The sequence below is a fragment of the Streptomyces wedmorensis genome (assembly GCF_000716445.1).
Classification (GTDB): domain Bacteria; phylum Actinomycetota; class Actinomycetes; order Streptomycetales; family Streptomycetaceae; genus Streptomyces; species Streptomyces wedmorensis.
The window spans coordinates 59,538-82,795 of record NZ_JNWK01000006.1; the positions used below are offsets into that span (position 1 = coordinate 59,538).

Sequence of the window (23,258 nt, forward strand, 5' to 3'; positions counted from 1 at the left end):
GGTTCCCACCACGGTCGGGAGGCGTCATGACTTTCGTACAGATCATCGACTGCAAGACCAGCCGGGTCGACGACCTCAACCGGCTCATGGATCAATGGGTGGAGCAGACCGAGGGCAAGCGGACGGCGACGCACAGCATCGTCGGGAAGGACCGGTCCGACGCGTCGCACGTGGTGGAGATCGTGGAGTTCCCCTCGTACGACGTGGCCATGCGGAACTCGCAGCTTCCGGAGACGGACCGGATCTTCCGGGAGATGGTGGCGCTCTGTGACGAGATGCCGACGTTCACGGACCTGGACGTGGTGCGGGACGAGGCGTTGTACAAGAACAACGCGGCGCGGCTGATGGAGATGCTGGCGACGGAGCAGGAGCTGGCGCTGCTCGACGAGGTGCTGGCCGAGGGGTACCACGACCACGATCCGGTCAACGAGCAGGACGTCATCGGCATGGACGCCGTCCGGCGCGAGGTGGAGATGTGGCGGGGCGGCTTCGACTTCACCTTCACCGTCGACGACCAGATCGCGGAGGGCGACCGGGTCTGCACCCGCTGGACCTGGAAGGGCTCCCACACGGGGGACTTCATGGGGCTCCAGCCGACGGGCATGGACGTGACCATGAGCGGCACGGTCATCCACCGCTTCCGGGACGACGGGAAGATCGTCGAGGGGTGGTGGCAGTACGACCTGCTCGGGCTCATGGGGCAGCTCGGCGCCGTGGAGGGGTAGGAACGGCCGCGAAGCACGAGGCCCGGTGCTCCCGCGACGGGAGCACCGGGCCTCGGTGGTTCAGCTGCGGACCTCAGCGGTCAGCGGTGAGCCTCAGTGGGAGTGACCGTGGCCGTGGCCGTGGCCCGCGTCCGCCGGCTCCTCTTCCTTCTTCTCCACGACGAGGGTCTCGGTGGTGAGGAGGAGGGAGGCGATGGAGGCGGCGTTCTCCAGGGCGGAGCGCGTCACCTTGACCGGGTCGATGACGCCGGCCTTGACCAGGTCGCCGTACTCGCCGGTGGCGGCGTTGAAGCCCTGGCCCTTGTCGAGCTCCGCCACCTTCGAGGTGATGACGTAGCCCTCGAGGCCGGCGTTCTCGGCGATCCAGCGCAGCGGCTCGACGGCGGCGCGGCGGACGACCGCGACACCCGTGGCCTCGTCGCCGGTCTTGTCGAGGTTGCCCTCGAGGACCTTGACGGCGTGGACCAGAGCGGAGCCACCACCGGAGACGATGCCCTCCTCGACCGCGGCGCGGGTCGCGGAGATGGCGTCCTCCAGACGGTGCTTCTTCTCCTTCAGCTCCACCTCGGTGGCGGCGCCGACCTTGATGACGCACACGCCGCCGGCGAGCTTCGCGAGGCGCTCCTGGAGCTTCTCGCGGTCCCAGTCGGAGTCCGTGGACTCGATCTCGGCCTTGATCTGGTTGACGCGGCCCTGCACGTCCTCCGAGTTGCCGCCACCGTCGACGATCGTGGTGTCGTCCTTGGTGATGGTGACGCGGCGGGCGGTGCCGAGCACGTCCAGGCCGGCCTGGTCGAGCTTGAGGCCGACCTCCTCGGCGATGACGGTGGCACCGGTGAGGGTGGCCATGTCGCCGAGCATCGCCTTGCGGCGGTCGCCGAAGCCGGGGGCCTTGACGGCCACGGCGTTGAAGGTGCCACGGATCTTGTTGACGACCAGGGTCGACAGGGCCTCGCCCTCGACGTCCTCCGCGATGATCAGCAGCGGCTTGCTGGCGCCGGCCTGGATGACCTTCTCCAGGATGGGCAGCAGGTCCTGGATCGAGGAGATCTTGCCCTGGTTGATCAGGATGTACGGGTCGTCGAGGACGGCCTCCATACGCTCCTGGTCGGTGACCATGTACGGGGACAGGTAGCCCTTGTCGAAGGCCATGCCCTCGGTGAAGTCGAGCTCCAGGCCGAAGGTGTTGGACTCCTCGACGGTGATGACACCGTCCTTGCCGACCTTGTCCATCGCCTCGGCGATGAGCTCGCCGACCTGCTGGTCCTGCGCGGAGAGCGCGGCGACGGCGGCGATGTCGGACTTGTCCTCGATCGGGCGCGCGGTGGCGAGCAGCTCGTCGGAGACGGCCTTGACGGCGGCGTCGATGCCCTTCTTCAGGGCGGCCGGGGAGGCGCCGGCGGCGACGTTGCGCAGACCCTCGCGGACCAGGGCCTGGGCGAGCACGGTGGCGGTGGTGGTGCCGTCACCCGCGATGTCGTTGGTCTTGGTCGCCACCTCCTTCACCAGCTGGGCGCCGAGGTTCTCGTACGGGTCGTCGATCTCGACCTCGCGGGCGATCGTGACACCGTCGTTGGTGATGGTGGGGGCGCCGAACTTCTTGTCGATGACGACGTTGCGGCCCTTGGGGCCGATCGTCACCTTGACCGTGTCGGCAAGCTTGTTGACGCCGCGCTCAAGGGCGCGACGGGCGTCCTCGTCGAACTTCAGGATCTTCGCCATGGGAGCGGTTCAGCCCTCTCGGATTCGGGTGGAACGAACTGCGCCCCGGGGCGCCTGGAAGGGGCCTCGGGGCGCAGCTCAAAGCATCTGCTTCAGGTACTTCGGGTACTTCGGTGAATTACTTCTCGACGATCGCGAGCACGTCGCGAGCCGAGAGGACGAGGTACTCCTCGCCGTTGTACTTCACCTCGGTGCCGCCGTACTTGCTGTACAGCACGATGTCGCCGGTCTTGACGTCGAGCGGCAGACGCTCGCCGTTCTCGAAGCGGCCCGGGCCCACGGCCAGGACGACGCCCTCCTGGGGCTTCTCCTTGGCGGTGTCCGGAATGACCAGGCCAGAGGCGGTGGTCTGCTCGGCGTCGAGCGGCTGGACCACAATGCGGTCCTCGAGCGGCTTGATGGCAACCTTGGAGCTGGTGGTCGTCACGATCCGACCTCCCCCTTCGGAGATCTCACGGGGTTAACTGTCTGAGGTGGCGACCAGGTGGATCCGTCGTCGCGGGTGCCGGACCTGCCCGTCGCTGTGTTGGCACTCTCCAGTGGGGAGTGCCAGAGCCGAGACTATGACCGCGATTAGCACTCGGTCAAGCGGAGTGCCAATTCATCGCTCCGTGGCGTGACGGGACGGGGCTCGGCCGGGGCCTCCCGCCGCTTCCGGCAGCCCTTCGCGTCCACCGCGTCCACCGCCTCTCCCACCTGCCGGACCTGCCGGACCTGCCGGACCTGCCGGACCTGCCGGACCTCCCCGGCCTCCCGGGCCTCCCGGGCCGGGGAAGGCCGGGGGCTCACCCGTTCCGCCGCCTTGCGGCCCAGCCGTTCGATCGGGTCGACGGAGGAGGCGCAGGCGGGGAGGGCGAGGAGCGCGCCGGTCACGGCGAGTGTGGCGACCAGGCGCCGGGCCGGCGTTCTCACACGTAGTCCTCGAGCTTCGCGACGGCGTACCCCTTGGAGGTGATCACGTTCATCACCCGACGGATCATGTCCGGCATCGTGCCCTTCCAGTCCTCCTTGCCCCGGAAATGCGTGAGCACGATGTCGCCGGGGTGGAGGTCCCGGTCCCACTCGCGCCACTCCATGTGGTCGGGGAAGGCCTCGGAGGCCCACAGCGGGACCGCCTTGACGCCGCAGGACTTGGCGGCGCGCAGGGTGTCCTCGTTGTAGTTGCCGTACGGCGGGCGGAAGAGCGGGGGCCGCTTGCCGAAGCGCTTCTCGATGACGTCCTGCATCCCGCAGATCTCGCGCTTCTGCTGCTCGTACGAGAGTCCCGGCAGGTAGCGGTGGTTGAGGGTGTGGTTGTGCAGGGACACCCCGGACTTCTGCGACTTCTGCATCCTGGCGAAGTAGCCGTAGTCGTCCTTGACGACGTAGTCGCTGAGGAAGGCGCTGTAGGGGATGCGGAGCTCGTTCATCATCCGCAGCAGGTCGGGGTCCTTCTCGGCGCCGTCGTCGATGGTGAGGAAGACGATCTTCTGCTTGGTCGGCACGGTGGTGAAGACGGGCGGGAGGCCCTTGCCGTGGGTCTCGAAGCCCTTGCGGGTGGTGATCTTCGGCTTGACGGCGGGCGGGGCGGGCGCTTCGAGCGGCGGGCGGGCGAGACCCCACTTCCTGGCGGCGAGCACGCGGGCGGCGCGCTCCTTGCGGACCCGGTCGAGGTAGGCGTTGAGCGCGCCGGAGGCTCCCTGGTCCTGGGCCTGCCGGCCGGCGGCGGGGGCCGGCGCTCCGCCGTCCGGCCCGGCGGCGCCGGAGCAGGCCGTGGCGGTGGAGGCGAGGGCGGCGGCGAGGAGGGCGGCCCCGAGGGTCCGACGGGAGGGGGGCGCGCCGATCACCATAAATTCTTCCTTTTGTCGTACGAGCTGCATGGCGCCGCATCCTGTCAGCGCGGAAGCACCATTCAGGTCCGCGACACCGCCGCACCGCCCCACCGTCCCCCGGCCGGCCCACAGCGGCGCAGGGCCCACAATGGGACGGGTGACCGACCTCGCCTCCTTCACCCCCCTCCTCGGCCCCGAGGGGCAGACCCTCCTCACCGCCCTGCGCGACTACGACCCCGCCCGGGAGCTGGCGGTCGCCTCCCGGCTGCGCCGCGACCACCCGGCCGAGCTCGTCACCGCCGCCCTCGGCCAGGCCCGGCTGCGGCAGCGGGCGGTGGCGAAGTTCGGCGCCGAGGACGCGTACCGCATGTACTTCACGCCCAACGGCGTCGAGCAGTCGACCCGCGCCTCGGTCGGCGCCTACCGGGCCGGCCGCATGAAGGCGCTCGGCGTCGGCAGCGTCGCCGACCTCTGCTCCGGCATCGGCGGCGACGCCATCGCCCTGGCCCGCGCCGGGATCTCCGTCCTCGCCGTCGACCGCGACCCGCTGACCGCCGAGGTGGCCCGCGCCAACGCCGCGGCGCTCGGCCTCGCGGACCTGATCGAGGTCCGCTGCGCCGACGTGACCGAGATCGACACCAGCCCCTACGACGCGGTCTTCGTCGACCCGGCGCGGCGCGGCGGCCGGGGCAGGATCTTCGACCCGGAGGCGTACTCCCCGCCGCTGTCCTGGGCCGTCGAGGCGGCCCGCAAGGCCCCGCGCGCCGCCCTGAAGGTCGCGCCGGGCATCCCTCACGAGGCCGTCCCCGAGGACGCCGAGGCCGAGTGGATCTCGGACGGCGGGGACGTGAAGGAGGCCGTGCTCTGGTTCGGCACGGAGCCGGGCGCCCGCCGCGCCACCCTGCTGCCCTCCGGCGCCGGGCTCACCGGCCGTGGCCTGCCCGACCCGGCGGTCCGGCCGGTCGGCCGCTACCTGTACGAGCCGGACGGCGCCGTCATCCGCGCACACCTCGTCGCCGAGGTCGCCGAGGAGCTGGACGGCGGCCTGATCGACGAGACGATCGCGTACGTCACGGCGGACGCGCTCACCCCCACCCCGTACGCCGCCGCCTACGAGATCACCGACGAACTCCCCTTCAACCTGAAGAAGCTGAAGGCCCTGTTGCGGGAGCGCGAGGTCGGCACCCTGACCGTGAAGAAGCGCGGCTCGGCGGTCGAACCCGAGGAGATCCGGCGCAAGGTGAAGCCGAAGGGCCCCAACTCCGCGACGGTGCTGCTCACTCGGGTCGCGGGAGCCCCGACGATGCTGATCGGCCGGCCGGCCGGCGGGGGCCGGTGAGCCGCACCGCGAAGCGGTAGTGGCCGACGGCCTTCGTCAGGCCGGTGAGTCCGTTGACCCAGAGGATCAGGGCGGCGCCCATGCCGTAGGCGACCAGGCCGTAGCCGCCGTCCTCCCACCGGGTGCCCGCCGGCACGGCGAAGCCCAGCCAGAGGCCGACGCCGCACATCGCGAAGGACAGCAGCAGCCAGCAGGCGCTCAGGGCGGGAGCGCGCAGCCGAGCGTCCGTCGGGCCGTGCCGGTCGAGGGCCGCCCACTGGGTGAGCCGCTCCCGGACGGTCCGGTCGTGCCGCGCCGCGCGGACGGTCAGCCACACCGCCGGCACGAGGACGCCGATCCCCAGGATCGCCACGAAGACCCCCGTCGCCACCGTGAGCGGATCGGGCGCCGGCCCGCCGATCGAGGTCAGCAGCACCCCGACCAGCCCCCAGCCCAGTTCGAGCAGCGCGAACCACACCAGGAACATCACCAGCCGCCCCGGGCCGAGCAGCCGCCGCCCCAACACGTCCAGTGCCAGGGCCCGGTCGGCGATCCGCGCCTCCCGGTCGGGCCAGCTCCGGAGCTCGGCGGGCGGGGGCGGCGGAGGCAGTGGAGTACGCGGGGACATGCCCTGCACCCTAAGCGTCGCCCCCGAGCGCCCGCGCGGGACCTCCCTCCCCGGCCTCCCCCGGCGCACCGTCCCGAGCCGGCTCCCCCGCCTCCCCCAACTCCCTTCCCCGCTCCCTCAGCAAGGCCCGCTCGCTCTCGTTCCGCGTCAGTTCGGCCGCCCGCTCGAACTCCGCGCGCGCCTCTTCCGTACGTCCGAGGCGGGCCAGCAGGTCGCCCCGGACGCTCGGGAGCAAGTGGTAGCGCGCCAAGGCCGGTTCGGCGGCGAGCGCGTCGACGAGGGCGAGTGCGGCGGCGGGGCCCTCGGTCATCGACACGGCGACGGCGCGGTTCAGTTCGACGACCGGGGAGGGCGCGAGGGCGCCGAGCCGGCCGTACAGCGCGGCGATCGTCGCCCAGTCCGTCTCCTCGTACGAGGCCGCCCGCGCGTGGCAGGCGGCGATCGCGGCCTGGAGGGCGTACGGCCCGTAGGAACGTCCGTCCCCGGCCCGCTCCAGGGCGGCGAAGCCACGCCGGATGAGGAGCCGGTCCCAGCGCCGCCGGTTCTGCTGGGCGAGGAGGACCGGCCGCCCGTCGGGCCCGGTGCGGGCCGCCGTGCGGGACGCCTGGAGTTCGAGGAGCGCGACGAGGCCCTGTGCCTCGCCCTCCGCCGGCACGAGGGCGGCGAGCACCCGGGCGAGCCGCAGCGCGTCCTCGCACAGGCCGGGCCGCAGCAGGTCGTCGCCCGCGGTCGCCGCGTACCCCTCGTTGAAGATCAGGTAGACGACCTCCAGGACGGAGCCGAGCCGGGCCGCCCGGCCCTCCCCGTACGGCACCTCGAACTCCACGCCCGCCTTCGCGAGGGTCCGTTTGGCGCGCGTGACGCGGGCCGCGACGGTCGCCTCCGGCACGAGGAAGGCGCGGGCGATCTCGTCCGTGCGGAGCCCGCCGACGAGCCGCAGCGTCAGCGCGGCCCGCGCCGCGGCGGAGAGCACGGGGTGGCAGGTGGTGAAGATCAGCCTCAGCACGTCGTCGTCGATGTCGTCGGGGCCCGAGGGCTCCGGGTCGTACGACTCCTCGGAGAGTGTCCTGCCCACCTCCGCGAGCTTCCTGGCGTACGTCTCGCGCCGCCGCACGAGGTCGACGGCGCGGTGCTTGGCGGTGGCCGTGAGCCAGGCGCCCGGCCGTTCCGGGACGCCTGACCGCGGCCACTGCTCAAGGGCGGAGACGAGCGCGTCCTGGGCGATCTCCTCGGCGATCCCGACGTCGCGGACGATCCGCGCCACCGTCGCGATGATCCGCGCGGACTCCATCCGGAAGACCGTCTCCAGCGTGCTCTGCACCGTCACGGCTCACATGACAGCACACGGGCGGTCAGCCTCCCGGCATCTCCTCGACCTCGCGGACCTCCAGGCCGACCTTCCAGTGCGGCGGGTGGACGGCCAGGAACCGCTTCCCCCACTCGACGGCCTCGGCCATGTCCTTGCACTGGAGCATCGCGTAGCCGCCGACGACCTCCTTGGTCTCGGTGAACGGCCCGTCGGTGTACGACAGGCTGCCGTCCGACCAGGTGATCCGGGTGGCCTCGGCGGTCGGCTTGAGCCCCGCCGTGTCCAGCATGGCGCCGGCCTTGGTGATCTCCTCGAACAGCGCGCCCATCCGCTCCTCGAAGCCGGGGTCGGCGCTCTCCATGTCGATGGTGTTCTCCTCGATGCGGACGAGGGACAGGAAGCGGGGCATGACGACTCCTCGGTGGTGCTTTGGCGGGGCCGTTCCCCGCCTTCCACACATACGTCGAACGGGCCGGGCCCGTATCGACACCGCGCCGGGAGGAATCTCAGACGTAGTCCTCCAGGCGGGCCACGGTGAAGCCCTGCTCCTGGATGCGGCGGAGCATGGTGGCCGTCATCTCGGTCATGGTGCGGCCCTTGAGCTCGGACGGGCCGCGGAAGTGGGCGAGGATGATGTCGCCGGGGTGGAGCTTCCGGTCGCCGCGCTGGTACCGCATGTTCTGGATCTGCATGGACTCGCGCCACAGGACGATCGCGTCGATGCCGCACTGCCCTGCCGCCGCGCGGGTGGCCTCGTTCCAGTTGCCGTAGGGCGGGCGGAGGAGGCGGGGGGTGGTGCCGTACCGCCGCGCGAGCTTCTCCTGCTGGCCGCAGATCTCCCGGCGCTGGGCCTCCTGCGGGAGGGTGCGCAGGTCGGGGTGGGTGAGCGTGTGGTTGGCGACGCCGTGGCCCTGGGCGGCGAGCGCGGCGAAGTACCCGTAGTCGGCGCGGATGACGGAGTCGGTCAGGAACATCGTGAAGGGCACCTTGAGCTCGTCCATCATCGTGACGAACCGGGGGTCCTTCTCGGCACCGTCGTCGAACGTGAGGAACACGATCTTCTCGGTGGTCGGGATCTCGCTGATGACGGGGACCGGCTCGCCCGGCCGCCGGACGACCGGCTTGACCGCGGGCGGCGCGGGCGGCGCCGGGAAGGGCTTCAGCCCCCACTTCCGGTACGCGGCGGCCACGCCGCCCCCGGGCGCGGCCGGCGACCCGGGGGCCGGGTCCCCGGCGGTGGGCGTGGTCGCCGGTGCGGTCGTCGCGGGTCGGGGCGGCCGCTCCGGCGCGGGGGCGGTGGCGGGGTCCTCCGCCGCGCAGCCGGTCACCAGGAGGGCGACGGCGGTCAGGGCGGCCCACAGCGCGATCGTCTTCTTCACGCGGTGTGGGATGCCCCGAACGATCGAAAGGTTGCTCTGCTTTCGCTCGCGTGTCGCCTATTCGATCGATTCGAAGCGCCAGCGGTGGACCGGACGGGTGATCAGCTCGGCCTCCGGTTCGGGCAGCTCGGGCAGCTCGGCGTCGAAGGTGTCCGCCTCCCACCAGGTGAGGACGAGGACCCGGTCCTGGGGAGCGCGGAAGATCTCCCTGCGGACCGGTTCGCGGGCGAGGACCTGGGCGCGCGCCCACTCCAGGAGCTCGGCGCCCCGGTCCCGGGCGGCCCGCGCCTCCCACATGAGGGTGAGCCTCACGAGTACAGGTTCTCCTTGCTGACCTCGTGGACGTGGTCGTGCCCGTGGTCGTGCCCGTGCCCGTGGGCCCCGGGCACGTGCGGGTCGGTCACCGGCAGGGACGAGTCCGCCGACAGCTCCAGGTCGGAGGCCGGCCGGTTGCGGGCGACCATCTCGGAGCCGAGGGCGGCGACCATCGCGCCGTTGTCGGTGCACAGGCCTGGCCGGGGCACCCGCAGCCGGATGCCGGCGCGCTCGCAGCGTTCCTGGGCGAGGGCCCGCAGCCGCGAGTTGGCGGCGACGCCGCCGCCGATCATCAGGTGGTCGACGCCCTCGTCCTTGCAGGCCCGGACGGCCTTGCGGGTGAGGACGTCCACGACCGCCTCCTGGAAGGACGCGGCCACGTCCCGTACGGGCACGTCCTCGCCGGCCGCCCGCTTCGCCTCGATCCAGCGGGCCACCGCGGTCTTGAGGCCGGAGAAGGAGAAGTCGTACGCCGGGTCCCGGGAGCCGCTCAGACCGCGCGGGAACGCGATGGCGGCCGGGTCGCCCTCCTTGGCGAGCCGGTCGATGACCGGTCCGCCGGGGAAGCCGAGGTCGAGGACGCGGGCGATCTTGTCGAAGGCCTCGCCGGCCGCGTCGTCGATGGTGGCGCCCATCGGACGCACGTCGGAGGTGATGTCCGCGGAGAGCAGCAGCGAGGAGTGGCCGCCGGAGACGAGCAGCGCCATCGTCGGCTCGGGCAGCTTGCCGTGCTCCAGCTGGTCGACGCAGATGTGCGAGGCGAGGTGGTTGACGCCGTAGAGCGGCTTGCCGAGGGCGTACGCGTACGCCTTGGCCGCCGAGACGCCGACGAGCAGCGCGCCCGCGAGGCCGGGTCCCGCGGTGACGGCGATGCCGTCGAGGTCCTTCGCGGAGATCCCGGCGGTCTTCAGGGCGCGCTCGATCGTCGGGACCATCGCCTCCAGGTGGGCGCGGGAGGCGATCTCGGGCACGACGCCGCCGAAGCGGGCGTGGGTGTCGACGCTGGAGGCGATGGCGTCCGCGAGGAGGGTGGTGCCGTGCACGATGCCGACGCCGGTCTCGTCGCAGGAGGTCTCGATGCCGAGTACGAGCGGTTCGTCAGCAGCCATCAGTCATTCCTGCCGTGGGTCGGTGCGTGGGTCGGTACGGACATCAGATCTCGGTCTCTGTTCCTTGGACGGTCAGTCGCATCACGAGCGCGTCCACGTTCCCGGGCTGGTAGTAGCCGCGCCGGAAGCCGATGGGTTCGAAGCCGAAGCGCTCGTAGAGCTTCTGCGCCCGGGTGTTGTCCACGCGCACTTCGAGGAGGACCTCGTCGCACTCGAAGGCGGTGGCGTGGTGGAGCAGGTCGGTGAGGAGGCGGGCGCCGAGTCCGGTGCCCCACTGGTCGCGGGCGGCGGCGATCGTCTGCACGTCGCCGAGGCCGCCGGCCGCGGCGAGGCCCGCGTATCCGACGATCCGGCCCGCCGCGTCCTCGGCGACGATGTAGTGCCGGGTGGCGCCGGGCCCGCGGGCGTGCGCGAGCTCGGACCAGAACATCCCCTCCGACCAGGCGTCCTCGGGGAACAGCTCCGCTTCCAGCGCGAGCACGGGCGCGATGTCCCACCAGCGCATCTCACGCAGCACGGCGGTCACTGGGGCGTGACCACCTTGTAGTTCTTCGGCACCTGGGCGTCGGGGCGGCGCAGGTACATGGGCAGCGGGTCGAGGAAGCCGTCGCCGCCGGCGGCGAGCCGCTCCGCCGCGAGTCCGGCGAGCGCGGCCGCCGACTGGTGCTCGGGGTCGCGGGCGTCGGGGAAGGCGTCGGGGTAGAGACGGGCGCCCGCGCCCACGACCGGGAGGCCGGCGAGACGCTCGGCGATGTCGGCGGGCCGGTCGACGGCCGCGTCGGTCACCCGCGTGCGGGAGTTCTCGTACCGCGCCCAGTAGACCTCCTTGCGGCGGGCGTCCGTGGCGACGGCGAAGGGCTCGTCGAAGCCGGCGGCGTACGCGAGGCCGTCGAGGGTGCACAGTCCGTGGACGGGCACGCCGAGCGCGGAGGAGAAGGTCGCGGCCGTGACGAGTCCGACGCGGAGTCCGGTGTAGGGGCCGGGGCCGACGCCGACGACGATCCCGGTGACCGCGTCGAGCTTGAGTCCGGCCTCCCCGAGGACCCGGTCGACGGCGGGCAGCAGCAGCTCCCCGTGGCGGCGGGCGTCGACCTGGCTCGACGAGGCGACGACGGCCTCGCCGTCGTGCAGGGCGACGGTGACGGCGGGGGTGGCGGTATCCATGGCGAGCAACAGCACGCGAACAGCCTACGGCTCCCGGACCGGGTGCCGCCCCGCGGCCGAGCCCCGCCGGACGCCCCCCTGGGCACGGCGCCCCGGACCTCCGTCCCGCGGCTGCTACCGTCACCCTTCGATACGTTCGTACGAGAGGTGGGCACGGTGGCACGGAGCAGCTCGGGATTCGTGGCCGGGCTCACGGCCGCCGCGGTCGCCGCGGTCGCCTTCCTCGCCTACCAGGCCTCGGCGAACGCGCCCGCCGACCTGTCGGCCAAGCCCCGTACCCCCGGCACGTCCGTCCCCTCCGTCTCGCCGAGCGGCGGTACGAAGAAGCCGGCCGGCAACCCGCTGGCGGTGCCGGCGGCCTCGGGCACCGGCGAGCGGGTGGTGTACGCCCTCGCCGACCGCCGGGTGTGGCTGGTCGACGTCAAGGGCAAGGCGACCCGTACGTTCTCGGTGATGCCGAGCACGGTCCACCCGGCGCCGGGGGCGTACAAGGTGACCTCGCGGTCGGGTTCGGTCCGCGGTTCCGACGGCGTGCAGATCGAGCACGTGGTGCGGTTCGCCACCAACGAGGACGTGGCGATCGGCTTCAGCGCGGCGGTGGACGGCACGACGCCGACGCCGGACCCGGCGAGGAAGACCGGCGGCATCCGCATGAAGCGGGCCGACGGCGACGCGCTGTGGAAGTTCGCGGTGATCGGCGCGAAGGTCGTCGTCGTCCCCTGAGACGCCGTGCCCGCGGGACTCCGTGGACGGGTCAGGCGGCCTCGTCCCGCACGGTGTCCTCTTCGGTCTGTTCGGACGGCTGCGGCGGCGGGGTCGAGAGGGCCCGCGCGGCCGCGCAGGACGCCAGCAGCTCACTCATCGGGACGTGGTCCCGGCCGGGTTCCGCGCGCTCAGGCGTGGCCATGCATGCCTCCCGTAGGTTAGGTACACCTAACCAGCTCGTGCATCCATGTCACCACGGCTCGTACGGCCCACGCAACACCTTCCCGACACGTTGTCGGAACCTACGTACGAACGGCGGCACGCGGCTCAGAGCGCGCCGAGGTCCTCGTCGGTCCAGCGGGCACCGATCCCACGCAGCACGACCGTGCGCCGGTCGTCGTCGGTGTCGCCGGTGACCCGGTGGATGAGCAGGTGCAGCCGGTCGTCGGTCAGCTCCTCGACCTTGCCGTCGCCCCACTCGACGACCACCACCGACTCGGGCAGCGAGACGTCGAGGTCGAGGTCCTCCATCTCGTCGAGCCCGCCGCCGAGGCGGTACGCGTCCACGTGGACCAGGGCCGGACCACCGACCAGCGACGGGTGGACCCGGGCGATGACGAACGTCGGGGAGGTGACCGCGCCGCGCACCCCCAGTCCCTCGCCGAGGCCCCGGGTGAGCGTGGTCTTCCCGGCGCCGAGCTCGCCGGTGAGCATGACGAGGTCGCCGGGACGGAGGATCTTCGCGAGCCGGCGGCCCAGCTCCTGCATCTGCTGGGGGGAGTCGACCGAGAGGGTGGCGCCGGAGACGGGCGGGTGCGCTGCTTCCATACCCGCCAACTTAGCTCTTGCCGGTGTCCGTGCTCGCCGCGGCCGTCGTCGCGGCCTCCGCCGCCTCCGCCTTCCTCGCCGTCCCCGGCACGGCCCCGGCCCGTACGAGGAGGTCGGCCAGCCGGTCGGTGACCGCCTCGGGGTGCTCCAGCATCACCAGGTGGCCGGCGTCGGGGACGATGACCAGCTCGGCGTCCGGGAGGAGGTCACCGATGGCCTCGGTGTGCGAGCCGGGGGTCACCAGGTCGTTGTCGCCGGCCAGGGCCAGCGCCGGGCGGTCGCGGAAGGCGGCGAGTGCGGCGGCCTTGTCGTGCTCGGCGAAGGCCGGGTAGAAGGCGGCGACCACGTCGATCGGCGTCGACTCGATCATCCGCTCGGCGAACCGGGCCACCGCCGGATCCACGTCCCTCGAGGAGAACGAGTACTTCTTGATCAGCCCGGCGAAGAGGTCGGCGGTCGCCCGCCGCCCGCGCTCGACCAGCTCCGCCTGCGACCCGAGCGCCCGCAGGACGCCCGGCAGGACCCGCCGGACGGCGTTGACCCCGGCGATCGGCAGCCCGTAGGACACCTCGCCCAGCTTCCCGGCCGAGGTGCCGACGAAGGCGACGCCGACGACCCGGTCGCGGATCAGTTCGGGATACCGCTCGGCGAGCGCCATCACCGTCATGCCGCCCATCGAGTGCCCGACCAGCACGAGCGGCCCGTCGGGCGCGGCCGCGTCGAGCACGGCCTTGAGGTCACGGCCCAGCCGGTCGATGGAGACGGGCGCCGCGTCGGGACCGTCCTGGGCGACGGCCGGTCCGGACCGGCCGTGGCCGCGCTGGTCCCAGTGGACGCTGCGGACCAGACCGCGCAGCGCGGCCCGCTGGAAGTGCCAGGAGTCCTGGTTGAGGCAGTAGCCGTGGCTGAAGACAACGGTGACGGGGGCGGGTTCCTTCCGCCCGAAGAGCCGTCGGCGGCGGCCGGACGGCGCTTCCGGCTCGACCTCGTCCACCTCGTAGTACAGGACCGTCCCGTCGTCGGCGGTCGCCCGTCCCGGCGTGCCGCGCAGACCGCCGTACGGGCCGGTGGCGTCCAGCGCGAGCCGCGCCTTCTGCCGTACGGAACGGCCCACGGTGAGCCGCTCGACGGCGACCCCGGCGGCCGCGCCGGCGGCGAGGACGCCTATCGCGGCACCGGCGAACCCGGCGCGCCGCCAGCTCCTCGACTCGCCCACGCCGACCCCCCTCTATTCGCCCAGGTAGACACGCGGGACGCGCGCGCCGATGCGGGTCACGATCTCGTACGCGATGGTGTCGGCGGCCACCGCCCAGTCCTCGGCGGTCGGCTCGCCCCGCTCCCCGGACCCGAAGAGCACCGCCTCGGTGCCCGGCTCGGGCGTGTCGCCGCCCAGGTCGACCACGAACTGGTCCATGGCCACCCGCCCGGCGACCGTACGCACCCGGTCCCCGACGAGGACGGGACCGCGGCCGGACGCGTGCCGGGGGACCCCGTCCGCGTAGCCCAGCGGGACGAGTCCCAGGGTGGTCTCGCTCTCCGTGACGTAGTGGTGCCCGTAACTCACGCCGTGCCCGGCCGGCACCCGCTTGACGAGCGCGACGCTCCCCTTCAGCGACATGACCGGCCGCAGCCCGAGCTCGGCGGAGGTGCCGAGCTCCGGGCTGGGCGACACGCCGTACATCGCGATGCCCGGCCGGACCATGTCGAAGTGGGCCTCGGGAAGCGTCAGCGTGGCCGGCGAGTTGGCGATGTGCCGGACCTCGGGCTCCACGCCCGCCTGCTCGGCGTGGTCGAGCATCGAACGGAAGAGGTCCAGCTGAGGCGCGATCGACGGGTGGTGCGGCTCGTCGGCGCACGCGAAGTGCGACCAGAGGCCGGTCACCTTCACGAGCCCCTGCGCCTCGGCCTTGAGCGCCTCGGTGACCAGCTCGGGCCAGTCGGCGGGCTGGCACCCGTTGCGCCCGAGACCGGTGTCGGCCTTGAGCTGGATCCGCGCCCGCTTGCCGGTCGCCTCCGCGGCGGCGACGACCTCCCGCAGCGCCCACATCCCGCTCACCGAGATGTCGAGACCGGCCTCGACGCCCTGGTCCCACGGGTCGTCCGGCGTCCACAGCCAGCACATCACCGGAACGTCCGTGATCCCCGCGGCGCGCAGCGCGAGCGCCTCCTGCGGGGTGGCCGTCCCCAGCCACTCCGCGCCCGCGTCCAGGGCGGCGCGGGCGCAGCGCAGCGCGCCGTGTCCGTACGCGTCGGCCTTGACCACGGCCATGATCCGGACGTGGGGGGCGACGCGGGCGCGCAGCGTGCGGACGTTCGCACGCAGCGCGCCGAGGTCGATCTCGGCACGGGCTCTGCTGGGCGGCGGTGTCTCAGTCATCGCGCCCAGTCTCTCAGGTGTCAGCTCCCGGGCCGCTTTCCCCAGATGTAGACCCGGTCACCCTTACGGAGGACTCCCCAGAGTTTCTCCGCGTTCCGGTAGCCGAGATTGACGCAGCCCCGGCTGCCGGTCGGCGTGGCGAGCTGCCCGTAGACGGCGTGGAACGCCTGTCCCCCGCTGAAGAACTGCGCGAACGGCATGGGGGTGTCGTAGATGGACGACCAGTGGTTCTTGTGGCGCCAGTAGACGGTGTGCCAGCCCTTGCGGGTGGCGTACCCGACACGCCCGCTGCGGACGTTGACCACGGAGTACGTCACCTTCTTCCCCTTCTGGACCCACATGAGCTGCCGGTCCAGGTCCACGCACGCCACGGCGTACTTCTTCACCGGGCACCGCTTTCCCGGGTCGAGCGACTTCCGCGCCGCCAGCAGCTCCGCCCGTGCCCATGTCACCGGCCCGGCGTACCCGTTCGCAGGTTTGATCTTCTCCCGCACCTGGAACGCCTTGATGGCCTTGCAGTCCGCCTGCGACTGGCGCCCGTCCGCCGTCAGTCCCAGCAGCCGCTCCACCCGCCGCTGATACGTCCCCGTCTTCGCCGTGCACGCCGCCCCCACCGCGCTGCGCGGCACGTACTCCACCAGCCCCTCGTCCTCCTCCTGCGGCTCCGGAACCGGCACCTCCCCCTCTGGCTGCAACGGCGGCAACACCTGGTCGGGCGTGTCCATCGGGTACTCCGACCGCCCCCCGCCCACCACCCCGGGCACCAGCACGTCCCCCGCCTCGCCCGGCCCCGGCCCGTCCGCGGCCGCCTCCGGCCCGAGCACGACCGAAGCCGCCAACACCAACACCAACGACGCTGTACCGCTTCTCCGTCTGATCACCCCACCCACCCAATCCGGACCCCGCCCACCCGGCGCGCCGACACCCACACCTGGCCCAACGCTTTCCCCCGACCGGGGCCCCCGCCGGACGAACGGGGGGCCCTAGGACGGTGACGTCACGTCCAGCCAGGCGTCGCGCAGGGAGCCGGCGACGTCGGTGGCGGTGACGGGTGCGCCGGCGGCGGAGGCGCGGCGGGCGGCGAGGCCGTGGAGGTAGGCCCCGCAGGAGCCGGCGTCGAGGGCGGAGAGGCCCGCCGCGAGGAGGGAGCCGGCGAGGCCGGAGAGGACGTCGCCGCTGCCGGCGGTGGCGAGCCAGGAGGTGCCGGTCGGGTTGACCCGTACGGGACCGCCGCCGGGCCCGCACACCAGCGTCGTGGAGCCCTTCAGGAGGACCGTCGCACCGAAGCGCGCCGCCAGTTCGCGCACGGCGGCGAGCCGCCCCGCCTCCACGTCCTCCCGCGCGACGCCGAGCAGCGCCGCCGCCTCGCCCGCGTGCGGGGTGAGGAGGGTGGGGGCGGTGCGGGCCCGTACGGCTGCGGGGTCGAGCCCCCGCAGCCCGTCGGCGTCGACGAGGACCGGCACATCGGCGGCGAGGACCTCGGCGACGGGGCCGGGGCCCTCGCCGAGCCCGGGGCCGACGACCCAGGCCTGCACCCGCCCCGCCTTCGACGGCGGCCCGGCGTGGACCAGGGTCTCGGGGTGCGCGGCGATCACCGCGTCGCCCGCGGGCCCGACGTACCGCACGGCGCCCGCCCCGCCCCGCAGCGCCCCCGCCACGGCGAGGACCGCCGCGCCGGGGTAGCGGGCGGATCCGGCGACGACCCCGAGGACGCCCCGCCGGTACTTGTCGCTCTCGGCGCCCGGCACGGGCAGCAGCCACGCCACGTCCTGGTGCTGGAGCGCCTCCAGGTCCGGCACTCCCGGGAGGACCGCGTCGAGGCCGATGTCGACGAGCCGGAGCGCCCCCGCGTACTCCCGTGCGGGGTCGACCAGCAGCCCCGGCTTGTACGTGCCGAAGGTGATCGTCGCGTCGGCCCGCAGCGCCTCCCCCGCGACCTCCCCGGTGTCGGCGTCGACGCCGCTGGGGAGGTCGACGGCGACGACGACGGCGCCGGAGCCGCGGGCGGCGCGGGCGACGGGGACGGCGTCGGGCCGCAGTCCGCCGCGTCCGCCGATGCCGGTGATGCCGTCGAGGACGAGGTCGGCGGCGGCGAGCGCCTCGAAGGGGTCGTCGGTGATCCGGCCGCCGGCCGCCCTGAGGGCCGCGAGCCCGCCGGGGTGGGTGCGCGTCCCGAGCGGCACCGCCGTGACGCCGGCTCCCCGCCGGGCGAGCCGTGCTCCGGCGTACAGCGCGTCGCCGCCGTTGTCACCGCTGCCGACGAGCAGGACGACCCGCGCTCCGTACACCCGGCCCTTTCCGAGCAGGGAGCAGCAGGCGGCGGCGAGTCCGGCGGCGGCCCGCTGCATGAGCGCGCCCTCGGGCAGGCGGGCCATGAGGGCGGCCTCCGCGGCCCGTACGGTCTCGACGCGGTGAGCGGTTCGCATGTCCGCAGTCTGCCCCAGTCCCCAAGCCCCCGCCCGAAGACGGGCATCGGCCACACCCACCACCCCGCCCGTACACGCACGCGTGAAGGGCCCGGCCGCCCTTCGACGGCCGGGCCCTTCACGCGTACGTCAGGCCTCGGCGATCACCACCGCCGAGGCGACCCCCGCGTCGTGGCTCAGCGAGACGTGCCAGTGCTTCACGCCGAGCTCCGCCGCCCGCGCCGCCACGGTCCCCTTGACCCGCAGGCGCGGCTGCCCGGTGCCCTCGACGTACACCTCGGCGTCCGTCCAGAGCAGTCCGCCCGGTGCGCCGAGCGCCTTCGCCAGGGCCTCCTTCGCGGCGAACCGCACGGCGAGCGAGGCCGGCCCGCGCCGTTCGCCGCTCGGGAGGAGCAGTTCGCGCTCGATGAAGAGGCGCTGGAGCAGCCCCGGCGTCCGCTCGATCGACACGGCGAAGCGGTCGATCTCCGCCACGTCGATCCCCACCCCGATGATCATTTGTTACCTCACTCCACGGTCACGGATTTGGCCAGGTTGCGCGGCTGGTCCACCTCGTTGCCCCGCGCGGTGGCGAGCTCGCAGGCGAAGACCTGGAGCGGCACCGTGGAGACCAGCGGCTGGAGCAGCGTAGGCGTGGCCGGGATCCGGACGAGGTGGTCGGCGTACGGGACGACGGTCTCGTCGCCCTCCTCCGCGATCACGATGGTGCGGGCGCCGCGGGCCCGGATCTCCTGGATGTTGGAGACGATCTTGTCGTGGAGGACGGAGCGGCCCTTGGGCGAGGGGACGACCACGACGACCGGGAGGTCCTCCTCGATGAGGGCGATCGGCCCGTGCTTGAGCTCTCCCGCGGCGAAGCCCTCGGCGTGCATGTACGCGAGTTCCTTGAGCTTCAGGGCGCCTTCCAGGGCCACCGGGTATCCGACGTGCCTGCCGAGGAAGAGGACGGTGTCCTTGTGGGCGAGGGAGCGGGCGAGGGCCCGGACGGGCTCCATCGTCTCCAGGACCCGCTCGACCTCGTCGCCGATCCGGGCGAGTTCGCGGACGACGGCGTGGATCTCGTCGCCCCACTTGGTGCCCCGTACCTGCCCGAGGTACAGCGCGAGCAGGTAGCAGGCGACGAGCTGGGTGAGGAAGGCCTTCGTGGACGCGACGGCGACCTCGGGTCCGGCGTGCGTGTAGAGCACGGCGTCCGACTCCCGGGGGATGGTCGAGCCGTTGGTGTTGCAGACGGCGAGCACCTTGGCGCCCTGCTCACGGGCGTGCCGGAGCGCCATCAGGGTGTCCATGGTCTCGCCGGACTGGGAGATCGCGATGACCAGGGTGCGCTGGCCGAGGATGGGGTCCCGGTAGCGGAACTCGCTGGCGAGCTCGACCTCGCAGGGGATCCGGGTCCAGTGCTCGATGGCGTACTTCGCGATCAGCCCGGCGTGGAAGGCGGTGCCGCACGCGATGATGACGATCTTGTCGGCCTCGCGGAGGACGGCGTCCGGGATGCGCACCTCGTCGAGGGTGAGCCGGCCGGCGGCGTCGATCCGCCCGAGGAGGGTGTCGGCGACGGCCTTGGGCTGCTCGGCGATCTCCTTGAGCATGAAGTAGTCGTAGCCGCCCTTCTCGGCGGCGGAGGCGTCCCAGTCCACGTGGTAGGCCCGTACGTCGGCGGGCGAGCCGTCGAAGTCGGTGACGGTGACGCTTTCCCGGGTGAGTTCGACGACCTGGTCCTGGCCGAGTTCGATCGCCGAGCGGGTGTGGGCGATGAACGCGGACACGTCGGAGGCGAGGAAGTTCTCGCCTTCGCCGACCCCGACGACGAGGGGCGAGTTCCGGCGGGCGCCGACGACCACGTCCGGCTGGTCGGCGTGCACCGCGACCAGGGTGAAGGCCCCGTCGAGCCGGCGGCAGACGAGCCGCATGGCCTCGGCCAGGTCCCCGGCGGAGGAGAACTCCTCCGCGAGGAGGTGGGCGACGACCTCGGTGTCCGTCTCGGAGAGCAGGTCGTGGCCACGCTCGGCCAGCTCCTGCCGCAGGGCGGCGAAGTTCTCGATGATGCCGTTGTGGACGACGGCGACGCGCCCGGCGTTGTCCAGGTGCGGGTGCGCGTTGGCGTCGGTCGGTCCGCCGTGGGTGGCCCAGCGGGTGTGTCCGATGCCGACGGAGCCGCCTGCCAGCGGCCGGTCCACGAGCTCCTTCTCCAGGTTGACGAGCTTGCCCGCCTTCTTGGCCGCGGCGAGCCCCCCGTCGGAGAGCACCGCGACACCGGCCGAGTCGTAGCCCCGGTATTCGAGCCGCTTGAGGCCCGCGACCACCACATCAAGTGCCGACTGCCCGCCGGCATAACCCACGATTCCGCACATGGCGGCAGCCTATGGCGGAACCCGCCCCACCGGCCGGAGTCGAGCGGCACGGGTCCTCGACCGTGTCGCGCCGCCCTCCGGCCGGCCGGGGCCGGGTCAGCCGAGCTTGGCGGCCTGCGCGTCGATCACGGCCTTCGGCAGCGTCTTGACCTCCCCGCCGAAGCTGAGGGTGGAGAAGGAGGCCAGCGTGTTGCCCGCGCGGAAGACGACCAGCTTGGTGACGAAGGGCTCGCCGTCCATGTCGGTGGTGATCGTCCAGGCCAGTGCCTCGTCGCCCGCGGCGAGGGTCTCCGGCGCCACCTTCGTGATCTTCGTCTTCTCGCCGCCGCCGATGAGGGTGAAGCCGCCGGCGCAGTCGCTGCCGGCCGTCTTGAGGGAGGCGAAGGCCTCCTGGGCGCCCTGACCCTCGTACGAGCCGAGCGTCACGCTCGTCACCGGTGCGGCGAGCGCGCCGAGGGCGTCCTCGGGCGAGGCCGAGGCGCCGTCGGTCTTCGGCACCTCGATGGCCTTGCGGTGCGCGGACGCTGCGGGCGTCCCGGCGGAGAGGAACGACATCCCGTCGGCGATCGGCTTGCAGGAGGGCTTGTCGGTGGAGACGGCGTCGGACGTCACGAGGTCCGCGGGCTTGGCCTTCTGCACCTGGTGGCCCGGCAGGTCCGCCTGCTCGACGACGAGCTTGTCGAGCTCGGCGGCGGAGAGCGCCTTCGCCGGGGGCGCGCCGGTGGTGGAGGCGGAGGCGGTGGCGCTGGGCGCGGCGGTCTTGCCGGTGTCCTTGGCGTCGTCCTTCTCCCCGCCGCCGCAGGCGGTGACGAGGAGGGCGAGGGAGACGGCGGTGGCGGCGACTGCGGCGCTTCGGATGGACGTACGCATCTGTGGTGGCTCTCTGCTTCTCTTCGTGGTGGCTTCGTGCCGCCCCCGGGGGCGGCTCCCCCCGCGTGAAGTACGGGAGCCCACGCGGCATCAGCATGATCGCCCCGGCGCGGGGGCGAGACCAAGGCATTTGTCGCGTGACCGACCCCACGACCCACGGACGCCCGCGACCCCCGACAATGGCGGGGTGATCACTTCGCCGCCACGAAGCTCCAGCGACGACGGACGCCGCAACGGCGCCGGCCCGCGTCGGCCCTCCGAGGCGACCCCGTACGTCGACTTCACCCGGGCCGAGTGGAGCGACCTCCGCGACAAGACGCCGCTGCCGCTCACCGCCGACGAGGTCGAGCGGCTGCGCGGCCTGGGCGACGTCATCGACCTCGACGAGGTCCGGGACGTCTACCTGCCGCTGTCCCGGCTGCTCAACCTGTACGTGCAGGCCACCAGCGGCCTGCGCGGCGCCCTGAACACCTTCCTCGGCGAGAGCGCCGAGCAGCGCGGCACGCCGTTCGTCATAGGGGTCGCCGGTTCCGTGGCGGTCGGCAAGTCCACGGTCTCCCGCCTCCTCCAGGCGCTGCTCGCCCGCTGGCCCGAGCACCCGCGAGTGGAGCTGGTGACCACGGACGCCTTCCTCTACCCGATGGAGGAGCTGAAGGCGCGCGGCCTGATGTCCCGGAAGGGCTTCCCCGAGTCGTACGACCGCCGGGCGCTGACGCGGTTCGTCGCGGACATCAAGGCGGGCAAGGAAGAGGTCACGGCCCCGGTCTACTCGCACCTGATCTACGACCGGGTGCCCGGCGAGCGGCTCGTCGTGCGCCGCCCCGACATCCTCATCGTGGAGGGGCTGAACGTCCTCCAGCCGGCCCTGCCCGGCAAGGACGGCCGCACCCGCGTGGGTCTCGCCGACTACTTCGACTTCTCGGTGTACGTGGACGCCCGGCCGGAGGACATCGAGCGCTGGTACCTCAACCGCTTCCGCAAGCTGCGCGACACCGCGTTCCAGAACCCGTCCTCGTACTTCCAGCGCTACACGCAGGTCTCCGAGGAGGAGGCCCTCGACTACGCCCGCACCATGTGGCGGACCATCAACAAGGTGAACCTGCTGGAGAACGTGGCCCCGACCCGCGGCCGCGCGACGCTCGTGGTCCGCAAGGGACCTGACCACAAGGTCCAGAGGCTGAGCCTCCGCAAGCTCTGATGGTCCGCAAGCCCTGACGATCCGTAAGCTCTGGACATGTTGCATGTGCGGATGATCGTCCCGCCGGACCGCACCGCGGCCGCGGTCGAGCTGATCGAGTCGACGGTGGGCACCACGCACCTCGTGGTGCTGCCGGGTGCGGCCAGGGACCCCGTGGGCGACCTGGTCCTGTGCGACTCGGCCCGCGAGTCGGCCGACGAACTGCTGCACGGGTTGCGGGGCATGGGGATCGACCAGGACGGGTCGATCGCGGTGGAGAACATCGACCTGTCGATGTCCACGCGGGCGGACACGGCCGAGGACAAGGCTCCGGGCGAGGGCGCGGACGCCGTGATCTGGGAGCAGCTGGCGGAGGCGACCCACGAGGAGTCGACGCTCTCCTTCACCTACCTCTCCTTCATGGGCCTCGCGACGATGATCGCGGCCTGTGGCGTCGTCCTGGACAACGCGATCCTGATCGTGGGCGCCATGGCGGTCGGCCCGGAGTTCGGCCCGCTCGCCGGGGTGTGCACGGCGATCGTGCAGCGGGCGCCGAAGCTGGCGGCCCGCTCGCTGACGGCGCTGCTCATCGGCTTCCTGACGGCGATCCTGGCGACGACCCTGTTCAGCCTGCTCATGGACTGGCTGGGCCTGTTCAGCGACGCCATGCTGGACGCCGAGCGTCCGCAGACCGGCTTCATCTGGCAGCCGGACCCGTTCTCGTTCGTGGTGGCGCTGCTGGCGGGCGCGGCCGGCACCCTCTCCCTGACGTCGTCGAAGTCCGGCGCCCTGGTGGGGGTGGCGATCTCGGTGACCACGGTCCCGGCGGCGGCGAACGCGGCGGTGGCGCTGAGCTACGGCGAGTTCGCGCAGATGTGGGGGTCGACCGGGCAGCTGCTGCTCAACCTGCTGGGCATCATCCTGGCGGGTACGGCGACCCTGGCCCTGCAGCAGCGGCTGTGGCGCACCCAGCGCGGGCGTCTCAAGCGCCGGCTGCGCAGGGGCTGACCCGGATCTCGCACGTGAGGGCCCGCCGCACCG

At 72.8% G+C, this 23,258-nt stretch carries 26 protein-coding genes; 5 read left to right on the forward strand and 21 right to left on the reverse strand.

The window, feature by feature from the left end; genetic code table 11:
- Positions 1-26: 26 nt before the first annotated feature.
- Complete coding sequence (locus OO54_RS06685) at positions 27-725, forward strand: ester cyclase (RefSeq protein ID WP_033201952.1); 699 nt, start codon at positions 27-29, stop codon at positions 723-725.
- 93 nt (positions 726-818) lie between these two features.
- Here the strand turns inward: OO54_RS06685 and groL are convergent, their stop codons facing one another.
- The 4 genes from groL to OO54_RS06705 all read right to left on the reverse strand — a co-directional run bounded on the left by groL (position 819) and on the right by OO54_RS06705 (position 4,306).
- Complete coding sequence (gene groL / locus OO54_RS06690) at positions 819-2,447, reverse strand: chaperonin GroEL (protein ID WP_033201953.1); 1,629 nt, start codon at positions 2,445-2,447, stop codon at positions 819-821.
- Between the two features lie 118 nt (positions 2,448-2,565).
- Entirely contained in the window at positions 2,566-2,874 is a 309-nt protein-coding gene (groES, locus tag OO54_RS06695) for a co-chaperone GroES (RefSeq protein ID WP_017239619.1), read from the reverse strand.
- A 146-nt stretch (positions 2,875-3,020) separates the two neighbouring features.
- The gene (locus OO54_RS06700; RefSeq protein ID WP_033201954.1) at positions 3,021-3,359 is read right to left on the reverse strand and encodes a hypothetical protein; all 339 of its coding nucleotides are present in this window, start codon (positions 3,357-3,359) and stop codon (positions 3,021-3,023) included.
- A complete protein-coding gene (locus OO54_RS06705) occupies positions 3,356-4,306 on the reverse strand; it encodes a polysaccharide deacetylase family protein (protein ID WP_033201955.1) in 951 nt (316 codons plus the stop codon). The genes OO54_RS06700 and OO54_RS06705 overlap by 4 nt, the downstream gene beginning before the upstream one ends.
- Before the next feature lie 100 nt (positions 4,307-4,406).
- On the opposite strand from OO54_RS06705, the gene OO54_RS06710 reads away from it, so the two are divergent.
- On the forward strand, positions 4,407-5,597 hold the full coding sequence (locus OO54_RS06710) for a THUMP-like domain-containing protein (RefSeq protein WP_033201956.1): 1,191 nt from the start codon (positions 4,407-4,409) through the stop codon (positions 5,595-5,597).
- On the opposite strand, the gene OO54_RS06715 is transcribed toward OO54_RS06710, so the two are convergent.
- The 8 genes from OO54_RS06715 to tsaB all read right to left on the reverse strand — a co-directional run bounded on the left by OO54_RS06715 (position 5,536) and on the right by tsaB (position 11,495).
- Positions 5,536-6,204 (reverse strand): hypothetical protein, encoded by a 669-nt coding sequence (locus OO54_RS06715; protein WP_033202085.1) that lies wholly within the window; start codon positions 6,202-6,204, stop codon positions 5,536-5,538. The two genes, OO54_RS06710 and OO54_RS06715, sit on opposite strands and share 62 nt — an antisense overlap.
- A gap of 10 nt (positions 6,205-6,214) precedes the next feature.
- Positions 6,215-7,495 carry an RNA polymerase sigma factor gene (locus OO54_RS06720; RefSeq protein ID WP_418953275.1) on the reverse strand — a complete coding sequence of 427 codons (1,281 nt, stop codon included), beginning with the start codon at positions 7,493-7,495 and terminating at the stop codon, positions 6,215-6,217.
- Between the two features lie 61 nt (positions 7,496-7,556).
- Positions 7,557-7,922, reverse strand: coding sequence for a YciI family protein (locus OO54_RS06725; RefSeq protein ID WP_033201958.1), 366 nt, complete (start codon positions 7,920-7,922; stop codon positions 7,557-7,559).
- A 97-nt stretch (positions 7,923-8,019) separates the two neighbouring features.
- The gene (locus OO54_RS06730) at positions 8,020-8,892 is read right to left on the reverse strand and encodes a polysaccharide deacetylase family protein (RefSeq protein ID WP_078905083.1); all 873 of its coding nucleotides are present in this window, start codon (positions 8,890-8,892) and stop codon (positions 8,020-8,022) included.
- Positions 8,893-8,949: 57 nt separating this feature from the next.
- The gene (locus OO54_RS06735; RefSeq protein WP_033201960.1) at positions 8,950-9,204 is read right to left on the reverse strand and encodes a hypothetical protein; all 255 of its coding nucleotides are present in this window, start codon (positions 9,202-9,204) and stop codon (positions 8,950-8,952) included.
- On the reverse strand, positions 9,201-10,316 hold the full coding sequence (gene tsaD / locus OO54_RS06740) for a tRNA (adenosine(37)-N6)-threonylcarbamoyltransferase complex transferase subunit TsaD (protein ID WP_033201961.1): 1,116 nt from the start codon (positions 10,314-10,316) through the stop codon (positions 9,201-9,203). Before tsaD ends, OO54_RS06735 begins: the two co-directional genes overlap by 4 nt.
- A 43-nt stretch (positions 10,317-10,359) precedes the next feature.
- On the reverse strand, positions 10,360-10,821 hold the full coding sequence (rimI, locus tag OO54_RS06745) for a ribosomal protein S18-alanine N-acetyltransferase (RefSeq protein WP_033202086.1): 462 nt from the start codon (positions 10,819-10,821) through the stop codon (positions 10,360-10,362).
- A 17-nt stretch (positions 10,822-10,838) separates the two neighbouring features.
- The gene (gene tsaB / locus OO54_RS06750) at positions 10,839-11,495 is read right to left on the reverse strand and encodes a tRNA (adenosine(37)-N6)-threonylcarbamoyltransferase complex dimerization subunit type 1 TsaB (RefSeq protein WP_033201962.1); all 657 of its coding nucleotides are present in this window, start codon (positions 11,493-11,495) and stop codon (positions 10,839-10,841) included.
- A gap of 165 nt (positions 11,496-11,660) precedes the next feature.
- Between tsaB and OO54_RS06755 the strand changes: the two genes are divergently transcribed.
- The gene (locus OO54_RS06755; RefSeq protein ID WP_033201963.1) at positions 11,661-12,203 is read left to right on the forward strand and encodes a L,D-transpeptidase; all 543 of its coding nucleotides are present in this window, start codon (positions 11,661-11,663) and stop codon (positions 12,201-12,203) included.
- Positions 12,204-12,234: 31 nt separating this feature from the next.
- Here OO54_RS06755 and OO54_RS46330 read toward each other — a convergent pair whose 3' ends face one another.
- From OO54_RS46330 to OO54_RS06795, 9 genes are all read right to left on the reverse strand, one after another.
- Positions 12,235-12,387: a hypothetical protein gene (locus OO54_RS46330; protein ID WP_167348127.1), complete on the reverse strand. Its 153-nt coding sequence runs from the start codon at positions 12,385-12,387 to the stop codon at positions 12,235-12,237.
- 125 nt (positions 12,388-12,512) lie between these two features.
- Complete coding sequence (tsaE, locus tag OO54_RS06760) at positions 12,513-13,013, reverse strand: tRNA (adenosine(37)-N6)-threonylcarbamoyltransferase complex ATPase subunit type 1 TsaE (RefSeq protein ID WP_033201964.1); 501 nt, start codon at positions 13,011-13,013, stop codon at positions 12,513-12,515.
- Between the two features lie 10 nt (positions 13,014-13,023).
- Positions 13,024-14,229 (reverse strand): alpha/beta fold hydrolase, encoded by a 1,206-nt coding sequence (locus tag OO54_RS06765; protein ID WP_033201965.1) that lies wholly within the window; start codon positions 14,227-14,229, stop codon positions 13,024-13,026.
- A 12-nt stretch (positions 14,230-14,241) separates the two neighbouring features.
- Positions 14,242-15,390 (reverse strand): alanine racemase, encoded by a 1,149-nt coding sequence (alr, locus tag OO54_RS06770; protein ID WP_033201966.1) that lies wholly within the window; start codon positions 15,388-15,390, stop codon positions 14,242-14,244.
- 20 nt (positions 15,391-15,410) lie between these two features.
- Positions 15,411-16,238, reverse strand: a complete 828-nt coding sequence (locus OO54_RS06775) for a L,D-transpeptidase (protein WP_033201967.1) — start codon at positions 16,236-16,238, stop codon at positions 15,411-15,413.
- Between the two features lie 135 nt (positions 16,239-16,373).
- The gene (locus OO54_RS06780; protein ID WP_033201968.1) at positions 16,374-17,816 is read right to left on the reverse strand and encodes a bifunctional ADP-dependent NAD(P)H-hydrate dehydratase/NAD(P)H-hydrate epimerase; all 1,443 of its coding nucleotides are present in this window, start codon (positions 17,814-17,816) and stop codon (positions 16,374-16,376) included.
- A gap of 129 nt (positions 17,817-17,945) precedes the next feature.
- Complete coding sequence (locus tag OO54_RS06785) at positions 17,946-18,314, reverse strand: holo-ACP synthase (protein ID WP_017239601.1); 369 nt, start codon at positions 18,312-18,314, stop codon at positions 17,946-17,948.
- Positions 18,315-18,322: 8 nt separating this feature from the next.
- Complete coding sequence (gene glmS / locus OO54_RS06790) at positions 18,323-20,170, reverse strand: glutamine--fructose-6-phosphate transaminase (isomerizing) (RefSeq protein WP_033201969.1); 1,848 nt, start codon at positions 20,168-20,170, stop codon at positions 18,323-18,325.
- Between the two features lie 96 nt (positions 20,171-20,266).
- A complete protein-coding gene (locus tag OO54_RS06795; RefSeq protein WP_033201970.1) occupies positions 20,267-21,040 on the reverse strand; it encodes a lipoprotein in 774 nt (257 codons plus the stop codon).
- 187 nt (positions 21,041-21,227) lie between these two features.
- Between OO54_RS06795 and coaA the strand changes: the two genes are divergently transcribed.
- A complete protein-coding gene (coaA, locus tag OO54_RS06800; RefSeq protein ID WP_033201971.1) occupies positions 21,228-22,238 on the forward strand; it encodes a type I pantothenate kinase in 1,011 nt (336 codons plus the stop codon).
- Between the two features lie 36 nt (positions 22,239-22,274).
- Positions 22,275-23,225, forward strand: a complete 951-nt coding sequence (locus OO54_RS06805) for a DUF389 domain-containing protein (protein ID WP_033201972.1) — start codon at positions 22,275-22,277, stop codon at positions 23,223-23,225.
- The last annotated feature ends 33 nt before the right edge of the window (positions 23,226-23,258 follow it).